The organism is uncultured Ruminococcus sp. (assembly GCF_937915125.1).
GTDB lineage: Bacteria > Bacillota > Clostridia > Oscillospirales > Ruminococcaceae > Ruminococcus_C.
The window spans coordinates 20,260-35,284 of record NZ_CALDMP010000090.1; the positions used below are offsets into that span (position 1 = coordinate 20,260).

The following is a 15,025-nucleotide window of genomic DNA, read 5'->3' on the forward strand; positions in this document are numbered from 1 at the left end:
ATTGTATTTTTCATTTTAATCAGTATAATAAAATTAGGGGAAAGAAAGGAAATGTTACATATGATTCTATTTTTATCCAGGTCAGTTGTACGAAGTTTGATTAAAAATGATGCAATCGAAATGGAAAAGGCAGAAGTTTACCAGTATGGATTTGAAATTCTGTTTTCTTCTATTATCACTTTCCTAATTGCAGTACTATCTGGCATTTTGCTGCACTGTTTCACTGCATCAATGCTTTTCTTTATTATATTTGCAACGTTTCGGCAAATATGCGGAGGATATCACGCAAAGCATTATTGGAGTTGCAATTTGTTATTTTTGGGGGTAATTAGTGCAGTATTGGTTGTATATCGTTTTTTTCCGACAGATAGATTTACAACGATGCACTATATTTTCCTGTTAGTTTCACTATTGATTATTTGTATCTACGCACCGGTTGAAAATGAAAACAAACCGTTAAATGCAGAACAGGTACTTCTGTTTCGTAAAATCAGCAGAATCATCGTGATATCGTTAACGATGATCTCTTGCTTGATTAATATATTTCATAATCCCTATATAAAATTGATTGATAGTACGCTTTTGGCGATTTCTATTTCGATTTTAGTAGTGGGATTGGAAGAAAGGGGCTTCTTATATGAAAAAAAGAGTTCTGAGTCTGCTCACTGCTGCAATGATGAGCGGCACCTGCTTTTTTGTCGGTGCGGAGCAAATTTGTGCAGCGGAGTATCCTTCTTTTACATTGCGGTTAAATCAGCATACTGGAAACGCAGAGTTTATGGAAGATGAAACCGATAAAAAGGTGATCTTTACGGCTACTTGCTTAAAGTATTCCGGAAGCGATGTAGAACTGGTTGATGCCAAAACAAACGAAGTAGTCGCAAAAATGCTGGATGACGGCAACTTCGACGTTAGCGGAGATGACCTGGAAAATGACAGAACCTGGTCTGCTGTGCTGTCGTTTGAGAATGCGGCAGTTGGTTCTTATTCTTATTATGCTCGCCTGACAGATGCTGATGGGACAGTTTCTACCACAAAAACCTTTTCTGTTGTAATTTATGATGCGGTATCAGATGCTGATGCTGAAAGAATGGCAGAAATCGCACAAAAGGTAGGCACACTGTCCAGCGATACCACATTTCAGAATGCAGATCAGGAAACCCGAAAGCAGATGGCAGATGCACTGTTCGAGCAGCTGATTGCAGAGGGATATGTAAAAGAAAACTCTGTGAACTATGATGAGGAAAAGCATTGCTATGCCTATCAATGTGAGGGTGTTGGCGGATTTTCTGATGTGACGTGTTATCTGGACATTGCGGTCAAAGACCCTGATCAAGTATCTCCTGGTATTGCGACTGATGTTACACTGAGTTCCAGTGCCAAACGGCTTCAGGTAGATTCAGAAGAAATGTCTGTTTTGTTTACGGCTGAAACAGCTGCGAATGTAGATTCCATTTCGCTGATGGATGCCTCTACAAATCAGGAAGTGGCAGTGCTTTATGATGATGGTGCAGCCACCTATCAAAATGACGGAGACTTGTACGAAAATGATGGCGTGTACTCCAATTATCTGGATCTGTCCGGAAATCAGGTAGGGAATTATTCTTATTATGCACAGTATACAGTGAATGGAAAGACCTATACTTCCGATACTGTTACAGTCCGTGTCTATCGCCAATTCACAGAGCAGGAACTGGCGGATATGCAGAAAATTACGGATACACTCAATGCATTGATCAATTCAGAAGAGTATGCAACATTGTCTGTGGAGAAAAAGGTAAAGGCTCTATCCGACAGGATCAACTCCCTGGCAGAAGTGGATGAAACGTTGGGTTATGCACTGGTAGATGCCGATTCAATTCGGTATAATAATGTAACTTATCAGTTTGAATTCAAGGACTATATTGGATTGAACTATGTATATTATGCTTATACAATTCCCAATACGGACGCTACAGACAATTCCGCATTCACCTATGTCAATCATGGAGATTCAATTGAGATCACCGGCTTTAACAATTCCGTTTCCGATGTTGTAATTCCCTCTGAAATCGAAGGACTTCCAGTTACTGCAATCTCTGTCGGAGCATTTTATCTCTCTACAATTACCTCCATCGAAATCCCGAATACAGTAACTTCCATTGGTGAAATGGCGTTTTTGGGCTGTACTTCTTTGAAATCTGTGAAACTTTCAACTGGAGTTGCAAAAATTGATAAAAATGCGTTTGGCTCTTGCAGTGCATTGCAGGAGATTCAGGTTGCGAAAGATAATCCCAATTTTTCTAGTCTAAATGGAGTTCTGTATTCCAAGAAGCAAGATACACTCGTAATCTATCCAGCCGCAAAGACAGATGCTGCATATACTATTCCAAGCTGTGTTACATCTGTTGCAATGTATGCTTTTTCCGAGAATCCTTATCTGGAGACCCTTACAATTCCGAATTCCCTGATTAAGGTGGGAGATTCCGCATTTTATAACTGCAAAAATCTGCGTGCAGTTTCCTATAACGGAACGGAAGAAGAGTGGAATCAGATTACCATTGGTTTGCTGAATGAAAAACTAACAGGAGCCACTATTCAGTATCAAGAGCGAATCATTGGGGATGTTAATGCAGACGGTGCATTTACAGTTTCTGATGTTGTACTGCTGCAAAAATGGCTGTTGTCTGTTCCAGACACACAGCTTGCGGATTGGAAAGCAGCAGATTTCAATGGAGATCAAACTTTGAATGTATTTGACCTTTGCCAGATGCGTTATAATTTGTTGAAACAGGAAGAGGACTCCAAACGGTAAAAGCCGGAAATTTCAAAACAATACAAGCAAGCATACGGCATCTACAAAATGTAGATGCTGTATCCTTCCGGTTTGAAATGATGCAGCATCTAGGCGAATTTATGCTTCTCAAAATAGCTGTTCCAATTTGGATGAAACTGTTCCAATCATCCTAAAATCCGCTTATGGTGTATTTTTACGCCGGAAGGATGCAGCATCAGATGGAACCAATCATTAAAATAAACTTTTCCACGCAGAATCGATTCCAGCACTTCCCTTTCACATCTGTATGCTTGCATCTTTTCATGAAAATTGTCCGTTCTAATGATTCTCCATTCCTTTCATTTTTCGGGGCAAGTTCAACATTAACACTGTTGGACTTGCCCCTTTTTTTGTCCCCAAGCAGCATACAATCCGGCGAAATGCCTGGTTTTGTATGCTGCTTTTTTCTTTCTCCTACCTGTTCATATAAAATTTACATCTAAAGCCTTCCCATTTTGCTTCTCTCAATTGTCTTAGTAATTTCAGGAGGGCAAAAAAGGGCTTCTCAAAACTGAATATGGAGGGAGGGAAAATAATGTCTGCTCCCTCACATGATGATGATCAGCTGAAACTTGAGATTTTCGATAGTTTCAGTAAAACAGTAATGAGAAATGCAAGCAGAAATTTCGCCGCTGCTGCAAAAACAAGAAGGAAAAATGAGTCGGTCAACACAGATATCGTACAGTACATTTTGAAAACACATGGTGAAAATGCAGTTTATCCATCCGAACATTTCATCGATGCCGGAAACGGATACTGCTGTGTCGTTGCAACAGAATGGCTGTATCAGGCAATGCTGCTGTTGCCGCCCAAACAAAAGGAAGTGGTTATTTTAGAATTCTGGTATGGAATGTCTATTTCCGAGATTTCCGAAACATTGCGGATCTCCAGACGCTCCGTGTCAGAACGGAAGAAAAACGCATTTGCAAATATTCGCAGTTATTACGAAAGGACACAAAAGCATGAAACTGGATTATGTTTCAGTTCTATGGTGCAAATCGAACAGGTCGAGAGGCTGGTCGTATCATTCAGCTGCAAAACCTGCCACAGAATCACCTTCCCGATTTGGAAGATGCACGGGAGCTTGTGAAGTCTGGTGATTTAGAAGCAGTAGAACTGCTGTATGAAGACGTTCCGGACACGCTCTCACAGCTGATTCGTACTGCTTTTATTCCAAAACCCGGTTATCAGTTCCTTGTTGCCGATTTCTCTGCCATTGAGGCACGTGTCATTGCATGGCTTGCCGGCGAAACGTGGCGAATGCAGGCGTTCGCAGACGGCAAAGACATCTTGGAGACAGATGTCCCGCCGAAGTATTTTCTTTCGGATGCAATGATGAAGAAAATTGCGGCGAAAGAAAGCCTGAACAGCTGATTAGCGGCAGTCAGGGATCAAGAGTGTATTCTACGGACGGTGCGGCGGTTACACAGTGTAGTGGTTCGGGAGGAATTGGCGGGAAAACAGGATTGTATTTGATTGATTGCAATACAGAACCTCAAATCACCGATACGGCAAGATGTATCACAGCACATCAGAATAGTGGAATGTCACATCATAAGGGAGAGCATTCAGCGGTTTTTATCGACGATGCTCCGAGAGCAATTCTGAATCCGTTTAAGGAAACCACCCGTCAAAACGGCAGACGGGTAAAAAATTCGAACGAGCCGATGTTTACGCTGACAGTTACGGATAGACATGGTATTGTCCACAAGGGAAGAATCCGCAGACTTATGCCGTTGGAGTGCTGGAAGCTCATGGGCTTTACAAAGGAACAATTTGAAAAAGTAGCTGCGACAGGAATGTCCGACGCACAGCTTTACAAGCAGGCGGGCAATAGCATTGTTGTGCCTGTATTGGTGGAAATTGCAAAGAATCTGAAGAAATTTTTGGAGGAGGAGCAGTGTGGAGAACACAATAAAGATATTTGAAAATGAGGAATTTGGTCAGGTGAGAACCGTCATAAAAGACGGAGAACCATGGTTTGTACTTAGGGATATTTGCAAAGTCCTTGAAATTGGAAATTCAAGAATGGCAGCAAGTCGTCTGGACAGCGATGAGCTGATGTCAGTAAAACTGACATCAGGAGGTCAGCAGCGAGAAATGACGGCAGTGAATGAAAGTGGACTTTATACAGTCATCATCAGAAGTAATAAACCGCAGGCTGTCACATTCCGCAAGTGGATCACATGCCCTTGTCTTCTGCAATGAGGAATTCCTGCTGAACGGATCAAATATCCTCAGGACATTGAACTGCTGAATGAAACCCGTGAAAAGCTTGAAGATTCAGTGAAACTGGCAGTTGATAAAGCAGCGACAGAACACAGAAGACAGATAGAAGTATACACCAGCTTGTTCTGCTTTGGATATTCGGGAAAGAAAGCTTTTCTGACAGTGTCATAAATTCATTTATTTTTTTATCTAGTAAAGATTTGATGTCACCATAATTGTTACATACATAATCAATAAAATGGCGAGTCATCTCGTTAAGTGCATCGCAGATAGTATGCTCTTCAATCTGTGAAAGACCAGGCGAAAAATCTTTACTGAGTGAAAGACAGATTTTCTTTTCTGAAGGGATGGTAAACTGTGCCGAAGTAGAAATAATAGCAGTATTATGAGGAAGAGACTGCTTTTCAAGAGTCAGAATCATAGATAGGATATCATTTCTGCGTTGCTTGTTATCAACGTTACAGCAATCGGTTATTACAAAGGTTTCGTCTTTCGCTGTACTAATATAGTCCACAATTGATTTTTTTGTATCGTCAAATGAAAACGGCATTGTCTCACGGTCATAGACTTTCAGATACATGGAAGCTTGCTTTGAACAATTGAAGTCTGGGGCAGAAATCAAAAGATACTGGTCTGACCGATAGCCGATATTCTGAAGCATTGTTGAAAGCAGACCGCATACTGAAAAAACATAAACCAGACATTTTTCGGGAGTATGTAAGTACAGAGCAGCATTTTTCTGAATTTCAACAATATTGCTTTGCTGCTTCACTAGTTTTTTCGATAAGACACAGGCGGGATAGAGCTTTAAAATTTCGGAGCTGGCATCACCAGAATTGCAGTTGAAATATGCTTTTTCTGATGAATCTTCACAAGTGTACGGGAAGAAGCCTGCATATTCGTAAAGTGTGATTACATACGAACTTTTTACTCTGTTTATTCTGTTTGCAAGGTAATCGTTTGCAAGTTGTTTGTTCTTGCACTGATATTCAAAGCCGTGAAATTTTTTGAGTAGAGTTTTAGACGAGATTTCCTCCTCTGTGACAATTGTTTCGGATTGCTTTCTATTGCTGTCAGTGTATTTCACAAGCACCGCCACAGTGCAGCCGCTTTTGTTCGGTATTCTGTAAGTCTGGGCGTAAATAATCGAAATAATACCGATTGTTGTGGTTGCGGTTCTGAATCCGTCAGTTTCGGTACACATTGCAATTCCGTCAACAGTATCTATAAAGTGTCTTGAATATACTTTGTTGGTTTTCATACTTTGAATATTATTTCTTAGCAGTGTATTTTCAAGATGTTGTTTTTCGATTTGCTGCTGTTGCTGCTGTGATACAGCAGTCATTGCATTTATGGCATCGGTCAAACCCTGTACTGCTGTCATGTCAAGAACGGGTGTGGCTTGCATCGGGACAGGTATCACAGACTGATAACCAACTTGTTGCTGTGTATTCTGTACATTGGATAAAAGATTTGAGAGTCCGCATGATTCTGCTGTTTGCGGATTGTTCAATGGGTTAAAATCAAACATGATATTACCTCCAAGAAAAATTTATATCAGAATCGCTGGTGAAAGTATTATAGAACAGATTCAAAATATGTGCAATACATTTTGAAAAAGCAGTGAGTGAGTATCGATTTTGAGTGAGATTCAGAAGGTTCAAGCTATAATCCATGTGATAGAATTATGAAAAAACATAAGTGATTAGGAGCTGCACAGATATGATAAAACTGTCAGATTTTATAGAGTATACAGAAGAAGTATTTGCGGGAGTAAAAAATACAGTTGGTGAAAGGGTGAACTCCTGTTATTTTTTATATGAGAACCAGACGTTGTCTGCATATGTTAAAGACTGTAGGAAAAACCCGAGCCGCAGTTTTACATCAGCCAATTGTTCTGACTTCCTTAACAAGTGCAGATATTTCATATATCCAGAAAGACGGGCAGAGCAGTATAAAGCAGATATCTCTGTGAAGGATTTTTCGGAACGTTGTGTATTGATGTTCTTTAAAAGATTCGGAATCAATTACAGCTTTCTCAGAATTACTCCTGAATTGACTGACAATAAAGAGTTTATAGCAGTACAGAAGAGATGTCTGGAGGATTTGTTTGAGCAGATAATAAAAAACTTCATGATACAGAGCAGTTATGAAGAAAACTTTTTTGCGGATATGCTGAAGTTGTACTATTGCAGATACAGATTTGATTTATATAAAGTTGACATGGGATATCTGTTAGGGCATTATGATATTCTGATGCAGTCGGAATTGAACGACTATCTGATTTATACGACGGATGCTTTCCATAAACTGAAATTTATTTATTCGGGTTCAAAAGCAGTTGGGCTTAAGGAATTTATTTCAATGGTCAAAAATCAGTATACCAGACAAATAAAAGAATTAAATAAGACTTTAAACGTATTAGCTGATGTTATGAAAGCAAAGAAAAAAGAGAATGTGGAAAAGTATCTTAATGATATATTTCAGGAACCGTATTCTGATTGGAGGGCAGATAAAGACTGGAAATTGAAATTTATACACCTATATCTTCATCCCAATAACGGCACCTTCTCTTTGTCAACTATTGCAGCCTATATGTTGTATTTTAATGACTATCAGACTGTGGTGAATGATTTTATGAAATTATGTTCGGATATGGCAGGTATGAGAGAGGAATATGCAAAGTTCCCAGTAACAAACCTGATAAGATTTGAATGCATGATTTATCAGTTTTACTTCTATATTTTGGTTGCATATCAGAACGCTCCCGAAAGTAACGCATGATTTTCTTGATTTTTGTCTCCCTTTTCAAAAAAGTTGAGTTCAATATTCTGTAACCCTGTCGGAAAAGCTGTTTTTATCGTGACAAATTTTCAAAAGGGAGACATTTTTATAAAAAAGAAGTTGCTCCGTACAAAAGGTTGTACGGAGCAATTGACTTATACATTCAAAATGATGACAAATTCCCCTGCGTTTAAAATGAGTTCATTCGCTGGAGTAGGTAAGGGTGGATGCGATTTTGTAAGTTGCTCCGTGATTGCTGACTGTATACAACCTATCCCGTACTGCAGGTCATCCGCTTCCAGACAGAGCCCTTCAAAGTCAACAGAGTTAAGTATGAAACCGTTTGGAGAAGGTGTAACAATAATAGGATATGACTGATTTTGGGGTACAGTCGGCATGGAAAATAAATCCTCCATGAGTTTCATTTCTTCATGCTTCTGGCTATCCAATACATGAGTATATGTATCAAGAGTAAACGCTACCGAATAATGTCCGAGAAGAGTGGAAAGAGTCTTTGCGTCCATGCCTTGTTCCATAGCTCTTGTAGCAAAAGTATGTCTCAGAGCATGGAAAGTATAGTGACCAAGACCTGAGGCATCAAGAATTTCATCATAGTAATCCTTGAAAGTACGGGGTTCAATATAACCGCCTATAGGGTTGGTTACGATAAAACCAGAATCATTATATAATTCTCCTGTGTTACGGGCATCAGCAAGCTGAACATTTCGTCATTGCTGTAATTCGGTGATAATGCTTTTAATAATAGGGATGGAGCGTATTGAATTTTTAGTCTTAGGCTCCTGAATGATAATTTCAGTAGAATTTCCTATGCCGTTATAGTCAACTTTTGGAAGACGATTGAGCGTTCTTCTGATGCTAAGCATATTTTTTGTAAAATCAATATCTTCCCAGCGAAGTCCGAGAAGTTCTCCGAGACGAACCCCAGTAGCAAGAGTAAGCCTGATGAAAATTCCGTATCTGAAGTTGTAGCTTGTATAAATCAGACGTTGCTGCTCTTCACGAGTTAGAATTTCAATCTGAGGTTTTTCATTGCGGGGGAGAATGATTGCATCACACGGGTTAAAGTCTATATGGTGTTCCAGCACAGCCTGTTTCATTGCTTTATGCAGACAGCGATGAAGGTTAGTAATTGTTTTAGGTGAAAGACCTTCTACCGTTAGTTTGTAATTGTAAAAATCTTGCAGCAATTTTGTTGTAAGGTCTTTCAGCTTCAGAGTAGGGAACGCAGGAGCAAGGTGATTTTCAATATATCCCTTATAGCTTACATAAGTTGACTGTTTGAGTGTGTTTCTCATATATGTTTCAAGCCAGAGTCTGAGCCAGTCAATAAGCTTGGTCGATGTTGGGTCAACTTGCTCCTGAAAGTGAATTTTATATTCTTCCTCATGAAGCTTTTTTACGGCTTCTGCTTTTGTCTTTGTGTAATAGGAAATACGTTTTGATTTTCCAGTTTCAAAATCATATCCAGCAGTAACACGCACTTCAAATCTTCCGTCCTTACGTTCTCTGATGCTTCCTTCATTTTGTCCTCTTTTTTTAGATTTCATGTCAGATTCCTCCTATAAGGTTTTTACTGTATTGTTATGAATAAGATTAAATCTGATTATTTTGTCTTAATCTGTAGTAAGAGGAACGGGAAATATTAAGCTGTTGAATCGCTTGGGTGACAGTAATTTGTTTTGAATCGACTTTTGCAATAACTAAATCCCAGTTATCAGGCTTGCTGATATTTGGTCTGCCAAATTTGATATTTTTCTTTTTAGCAGCTTGGATGCCCTCACGCTGACGGGAACGGATTTTATTACGTTCATTTTCTGCAATACTGCCGAGAACTTCAATGAGGATAGCGTTAATCATGTCCATGACCCACATCTGCTCAGGAGGAAAGTCGGTAAGAGTAGTAGGTATATCAAGTATGCGAATATGAACGCTTTTCTCTTTAAAGTATTCCAGCTCCTTTTTGATATCAGCCTTATTTCTGCTTAGTCGGTCAAGCTCTTTGATAACAAGAGTATCACCACTTCTGAGAATCTGCTTTTTAAGATACTGATAGCCTTCACGTTCTGTATCCTTGCCAGAGCATTTGTCAACTATGATATTATCCTTACTTACGCCATATTTTGTAAGAGCTTCAATCTGCCTGTCCTCATTCTGCTCACGAGTAGAAACACGAGCATAGCCAAAAGTTCTGTTATCCATAAAATGCCTCCAATCTGTCTCAAAAAGTCCCTGCACTTCTGGAACGTCCCAAAAGTCAGAAAAGGACTTTTTGGCATACGTTTTTGATAAAAAAATGACCGTCCCAGAAAGTACACTTTCTGAGACAGTCAAAGCGGTCATATGCTTACAAGATAATCCGAGTAGTCTTTCTCACCAGTGATAGCGCTGACAGTATCACGTATCAGCGAATGGTCGCAGAGCATATCCTCAATTTCATCAGCGGTATATCCGTAGTCCAGAAGCAGGATAACATCGTCCTCATCAATACCATAGCAGGAACAGATTTCAAGAAGCATCTGCTCATGTTCGTTATAAATATCATTATCTTCAAAATCGTGATACCAGCCGAACCATTTATTGCATTTGAAATTATCCTTGACTTCAAACTGTGAGCGTGAGATATATCCGTTAATGTCGATTCTGAGAATGTCACCCTCCGTAATCTGAATTGTTTCATGGTTGAACTTGTTTAGTCCAGATTTTTTGAGAGCCTTTGTCATAATAGATTCTGTGGATGCGTAAACATAAAGTCCCAGCTCTTCAAAATGGTGCAGGTACATGGGGTTACTGCCTTTTACTATGTAGAGGGTGTTTGTTTCATCAAGGGCCGTAAAACAGAAGCTACCACTGACGGATTCTGCCATATATTTTAGACTGTCAAAGTCAAGCTTGCCCTGCTGCTCAATCAGCTGTACCGCAACATAGCTGTCGGTTTCAATGTGAGTGTCGGGCAGATTCTTTTCCTTGCGCAACATCTTATCGTTATACAGCACACCGTTATGAGCAAAGGCAAATTCCTTGTCTGCATGACCTGGGAACGGGTGGTTATTCTGATTAAACTTTCCATTGCCCTGGGTTGTCATACGGGTGTGACCCATAATGGCTCTTGTGCTGTCAGGAGCATTGAAGTGAACCTTGTGAGCAGGCTTAGGGCGTTTGAAGATAGTAACTTTGCCGTCATTGACATAAGATATACCGCTTGCATCTGTACCTCTTTCCTCAGCAGCATTTGCAAGAACATGGGTGAGCCTTTTTAATGTCTTGTATGGGACGATGCCCTTGTAATCTAACCAACCGAATAATGCACACATCTTACATATCCTCCTCTGTTGTAATCTTTTCGTTGATGTAAAGCTGACGTTCCTTGAGATATGTGATAAGCTCAGGTTCTGTAATACCAGTCACAAAATCCGACCATGAAATCTTTGCAATGCTTTCATCGGTGTTGTACATAGCCACATCACAGATGCGGTTTACAAGCTCAATAGCGGCAATGAAAGTGTTGTACTTCAAAGTGCCACGGAACATACGGAATTCAACAGTGTGATAATTGCAGAGATTGACTGCCGCATATCTGCCGTTGTTACCCTTTTTTGCCTTGTCCATGATAGCCTTTGGAGTATGCTCATAGCCATAACGTGCCGCCCAGCGATTCATTGTGTACTCGGAACGTCTGCTGAATTTAAGCATCTCATTCCAATGGTGTTCAACAAAGTAAAGTATGCGGCTGATAACTTCGTCCTGCTCCTCTCTGTTATCAGAAAATGCAGTCCTGTTAATGTGAATATGCAGACCACAAGTGCTTGTCTGATGTGAACGGTAACCGAGAGAAACAGCTTTCCTCATAATATCAGACCAGTGGTAATCCTTGTGATAATCAAGGGTCATGGGGTGAGATACAAGCTCCATGCCGTCGTCAAGTGAGCCGTCTGACTTTATGTAGATGTATGTGCTGTCAGCATTTGCAATATCGAGAAGTTCTTCTGCATATTCATCGTCCTTGCCAGCTCCGTCAATTTCCAGTTCTATGCCGAAATAACGATTGCCGTCACCGTAAAATATCGGTTCAGGTTTGTAGTTATACTCATGGATTGAACTATCTCTATCTCTGACATCGCGATAACATTCGGAGCAGTAGTACTCGCCCCCGTATTCATAAGCATCATCGTTGTGAATCAAAGCGTCACACTCCGCACATCGGGTATAATAATTCTCATAGCAGTGACGGCAGAGAGTAGTATAGTCGTCTCCATAAGCATCAGAGTTCCATATTATAGCTCCGCAGCGTTCACAGGTTGTAGTGTAGTTTTCTATGCAGTCAGAGCAGATAATCTGACCATCAAGTTCCTCGTAGTCGTCTGTGTCGATAACAGCTCCGCAGTGGGAGCAATAGATTTTTTCTTCCATTTGAAAATCCTCCGTAGATAAAAATTGAGCCAGCCCATTTAAGGACTGGCTCGTGTGTTTTGGTTAATATTCTTCTGCTAAAAGCATTGTTGAGTGGTCACAGTCATCAATGACATAGACCTTTTGATTGACTGGGTTGTTGAAGTAAATCAGATAATCCTTGCTGTATTCAGGCTGTTCTGAAGAGTGTCGGATATACTGTCTGCCGTCAATAACCTCAAGTTTAAAGACCTGGAAATAATCCCGCTGTGTCGCTAACTTGTCGATACATCCCCACATAAAAAGTTGGAGTTCAAACGGTATATCCGTCTGAACTCCTATTGTAAGATAACGCTTATTGCTGAACATTTTACACCTCCTGTTCCTTTGTTATGCTCCTATGTTCCACCCGAAGGTGGTTTGACCTCTATGCGGTCTCACCATTATCGTATAATCAGTACCTGGCATAGATTCATTACTATGATATATAATCGAAGAAAAATAGTATTACTTTTTTTAAAAACATACTAACATACAGATAAAAAGTAATACCTTATATCAGATTGTATCAGGTATTAACGGCTTATATTTATACTATTACTGCTTACTTTGATACGGAGAGACAGAGGTATTACCATTACCTCTGTCTTGCAGAATATTGTTTAATATATATAAGTATAATAATATTTAATATGATAGTATATCAAATGTATGTATATAGTATATATAATATATAGTATATATTAAAGGTCTATACAGTAAGTATAAGATTATAACATATATAATCTCATAAACACATAAGGAGGATAATATCATGAGAAGTGAAAATGAAAAGAAATCCATTGTGAAGAGTATTAAGCTCTCTCCATTACAGTTACAGCATATAGAGGAGCAGGCGGATAAAAAGGGTATGAAGTTCAGCGAGTATATGCTTGATTGTGCTTTACATGGCAGTCAGGGTGTTACACCGCAGATAGCTGTTAAAATGCAGGAAATGGTTAATATTGCTTTAGAATTTGCAGATACCCTTGATGAGAATGATTATATCCGCAAAGAAGAATTTCGACAGAAAGCCAGTACTTTTGCTGAAATATGTACACCGCTTACACCACAGGAAAAGTATGATAATATTATAAAACAGACAGGGCTTTTTATAGAGGGAGGACTTGACGTATGGGAATCTTTAAAATAATCAGAAACACAAATGACGGCTTGGAATATATGAATAATGCATTGAATTATGTTTACAGAGGACACACAGATTATGATAAGCGTTATAGCCTGAATACTGATATTGATAATGCATACGAACAGTTTTTATTGGTAAAGAGATATTTCGGTAAAACAAGTGGAAATCCTGTGTTTCATTTTGTTGTTTCATATACTCCAAGAATAACATGGGGTGATAATTACGAACGAGCAGAGTACTTAAGCCGTAGTATAGCATCATATTTTTCTGACAGATATCAACTTGTATACTGCATACATAAAAAGCCTCGCCAAAAGAAAAATGGCGGCTGTGCTTCTATATACCATGCTCATTTTATTATGAATTCTGTAAGCTATATTGACGGGAAAATGTTCTCAGGTAATAGAACTGAGATGTATGCTTTCCTTGAACATATCAAGCGTGTGACAGGAGATAACTCGTGGAATGTTGAATATGGCTCTGATAAGGAAAACAGCTATAACAGCGATTATGAAGGTGTATAAGCGTAATGTGTCATGATTCGGGCTGTATTGCATTTCCCCAGTTTTGCTTGTTATCAATGAGCGTAATATGTATGCTGTAGAGTGACCTGATTTATTCGGATTATTATATTTTAGGGCAACACCGCACAGTTGCCAAACGAGTCAAAATGTGATATAATAGAGACATGGAAAGACAAATGACACTGGCAGAAATCAACGATGAACTTGGTGCAGCCAGAACCAATAAAAAAGAATTTTTAGAGAAGCTTGAAGCAATTATTCCATGGGAAACATTTCTTGAACTGATACAGCCGAGTTATTACAAAGGAGAACTTGGCAATAAACCATACCCACTGGAATTGATGCTGAGAATATTCATATTGCAGAATGTCTATAATCTCTCAGACATGGCAGTCATGAATGAAGTAATTGACAGCCGTGCATTTTCCAATTTCTGTGGAATCAACTCACCCGATGAGGTACCGAACGGTGATACAATCGGACGGTTTCGTAATATCCTGACTCGCAATGGATTGCAGGAAAAAATATTTGCAGCGGTTGTAAAAATTCTGATGGAAAGAGGACTTATACTGAAAAAAGGAACGATTGTGGACTCCACATTTATCGAATCACCTTCTTCCACAAAGAACAAGGAAAAGAAGCGTGATCCGGAAGCACATTCCGCTAAAAAGGGAAATACATGGCATTTTGGATACAAAGCGCATATCGGAGTGGACGAAGAAAATGGTCTTGTCCCCACGGTAAAGGCAACTCCGGCAAACGAGCATGATGTCACAGTTATGAGTGAACTGCTGCATGGAGAGGAAGAGCGTGCATATGGCGACAGCGGATATATCGGAGCAAACAAGAGACCAGAAGCAATCAAGAAAAACAAAAATGGGAAAAAGATCAAGTATCTGATCAACAGACGTCCGTCATCCATCAAAAAGTTATCAAAGAGTGGTCAGTATGCCGCTAAGAAAAAGGAACATCAGAAATCATCCGTCCGTTGTAAAGTGGAACATGTCTTTGCAGTCATAAAAAATACCTCAATCCGTAAAACTCACCACTAAAAAACATCAACGCAACCAGAAGTGT

Annotated in this window: 16 protein-coding genes and 1 pseudogene; 10 read left to right on the forward strand and 7 right to left on the reverse strand. The window is 39.5% G+C overall.

Annotated features, from left to right (window positions below; translation table 11 throughout):
* The first annotated feature begins 60 nt into the window (after positions 1-60).
* The 6 genes and pseudogenes from Q0418_RS08990 to Q0418_RS09015 all read left to right on the forward strand — a co-directional run bounded on the left by Q0418_RS08990 (position 61) and on the right by Q0418_RS09015 (position 5,023).
* A complete protein-coding gene (locus tag Q0418_RS08990) occupies positions 61-789 on the forward strand; it encodes an accessory gene regulator ArgB-like protein (RefSeq protein WP_298483800.1) in 729 nt (242 codons plus the stop codon).
* Positions 779-2,794 (forward strand): leucine-rich repeat protein, encoded by a 2,016-nt coding sequence (locus Q0418_RS08995; RefSeq protein WP_298483801.1) that lies wholly within the window; start codon positions 779-781, stop codon positions 2,792-2,794. Before Q0418_RS08990 ends, Q0418_RS08995 begins: the two co-directional genes overlap by 11 nt.
* A gap of 814 nt (positions 2,795-3,608) precedes the next feature.
* The gene (locus Q0418_RS09000) at positions 3,609-3,905 is read left to right on the forward strand and encodes a sigma factor-like helix-turn-helix DNA-binding protein (protein ID WP_298483814.1); all 297 of its coding nucleotides are present in this window, start codon (positions 3,609-3,611) and stop codon (positions 3,903-3,905) included.
* Positions 3,791-4,075 (forward strand): annotated as a pseudogene (locus Q0418_RS09005) (hypothetical protein); the annotation flags it as partial. The gene Q0418_RS09000 and the pseudogene Q0418_RS09005, both read left to right, overlap by 115 nt.
* Before the next feature lie 137 nt (positions 4,076-4,212).
* The gene (locus tag Q0418_RS09010; RefSeq protein WP_298483802.1) at positions 4,213-4,743 is read left to right on the forward strand and encodes a DNA cytosine methyltransferase; all 531 of its coding nucleotides are present in this window, start codon (positions 4,213-4,215) and stop codon (positions 4,741-4,743) included.
* Positions 4,718-5,023 (forward strand): Bro-N domain-containing protein, encoded by a 306-nt coding sequence (locus tag Q0418_RS09015; protein WP_298483803.1) that lies wholly within the window; start codon positions 4,718-4,720, stop codon positions 5,021-5,023. Before Q0418_RS09010 ends, Q0418_RS09015 begins: the two co-directional genes overlap by 26 nt.
* Positions 5,024-5,042: 19 nt before the next feature.
* On the opposite strand, the gene Q0418_RS09020 is transcribed toward Q0418_RS09015, so the two are convergent.
* The gene (locus Q0418_RS09020) at positions 5,043-6,575 is read right to left on the reverse strand and encodes a hypothetical protein (protein ID WP_298483804.1); all 1,533 of its coding nucleotides are present in this window, start codon (positions 6,573-6,575) and stop codon (positions 5,043-5,045) included.
* A gap of 191 nt (positions 6,576-6,766) precedes the next feature.
* On the opposite strand from Q0418_RS09020, the gene Q0418_RS09025 reads away from it, so the two are divergent.
* Positions 6,767-7,828: a hypothetical protein gene (locus tag Q0418_RS09025; protein WP_298483805.1), complete on the forward strand. Its 1,062-nt coding sequence runs from the start codon at positions 6,767-6,769 to the stop codon at positions 7,826-7,828.
* 155 nt (positions 7,829-7,983) lie between these two features.
* On the opposite strand, the gene Q0418_RS09030 is transcribed toward Q0418_RS09025, so the two are convergent.
* The 6 genes from Q0418_RS09030 to Q0418_RS09055 form a co-directional block, all read right to left on the reverse strand.
* Positions 7,984-8,496: a tyrosine-type recombinase/integrase gene (locus Q0418_RS09030; RefSeq protein WP_367276259.1), complete on the reverse strand. Its 513-nt coding sequence runs from the start codon at positions 8,494-8,496 to the stop codon at positions 7,984-7,986.
* 60 nt (positions 8,497-8,556) lie between these two features.
* On the reverse strand, positions 8,557-9,396 hold the full coding sequence (locus Q0418_RS09035; protein ID WP_298483806.1) for a phage integrase SAM-like domain-containing protein: 840 nt from the start codon (positions 9,394-9,396) through the stop codon (positions 8,557-8,559).
* 46 nt (positions 9,397-9,442) lie between these two features.
* Positions 9,443-10,048, reverse strand: a complete 606-nt coding sequence (locus Q0418_RS09040; protein ID WP_298483807.1) for a recombinase family protein — start codon at positions 10,046-10,048, stop codon at positions 9,443-9,445.
* A gap of 137 nt (positions 10,049-10,185) precedes the next feature.
* Complete coding sequence (locus Q0418_RS09045) at positions 10,186-11,160, reverse strand: class II glutamine amidotransferase (protein ID WP_298483808.1); 975 nt, start codon at positions 11,158-11,160, stop codon at positions 10,186-10,188.
* Position 11,161: 1 nt separating this feature from the next.
* Positions 11,162-12,256: an amidoligase family protein gene (locus tag Q0418_RS09050; protein ID WP_298483809.1), complete on the reverse strand. Its 1,095-nt coding sequence runs from the start codon at positions 12,254-12,256 to the stop codon at positions 11,162-11,164.
* A 63-nt stretch (positions 12,257-12,319) separates the two neighbouring features.
* Positions 12,320-12,604 (reverse strand): DUF960 domain-containing protein, encoded by a 285-nt coding sequence (locus Q0418_RS09055; protein ID WP_298483810.1) that lies wholly within the window; start codon positions 12,602-12,604, stop codon positions 12,320-12,322.
* 445 nt (positions 12,605-13,049) lie between these two features.
* Here Q0418_RS09055 and Q0418_RS09060 point away from each other — a divergent pair, with 445 nt between their 5' ends.
* The 3 genes from Q0418_RS09060 to Q0418_RS09070 all read left to right on the forward strand — a co-directional run bounded on the left by Q0418_RS09060 (position 13,050) and on the right by Q0418_RS09070 (position 15,000).
* Positions 13,050-13,427 (forward strand): plasmid mobilization protein, encoded by a 378-nt coding sequence (locus Q0418_RS09060; protein ID WP_298483811.1) that lies wholly within the window; start codon positions 13,050-13,052, stop codon positions 13,425-13,427.
* Positions 13,409-13,948 (forward strand): relaxase/mobilization nuclease domain-containing protein, encoded by a 540-nt coding sequence (locus Q0418_RS09065; protein WP_298483812.1) that lies wholly within the window; start codon positions 13,409-13,411, stop codon positions 13,946-13,948. Before Q0418_RS09060 ends, Q0418_RS09065 begins: the two co-directional genes overlap by 19 nt.
* 176 nt (positions 13,949-14,124) lie before the next feature.
* A complete protein-coding gene (locus tag Q0418_RS09070; RefSeq protein WP_298483813.1) occupies positions 14,125-15,000 on the forward strand; it encodes an IS5 family transposase in 876 nt (291 codons plus the stop codon).
* The last annotated feature ends 25 nt before the right edge of the window (positions 15,001-15,025 follow it).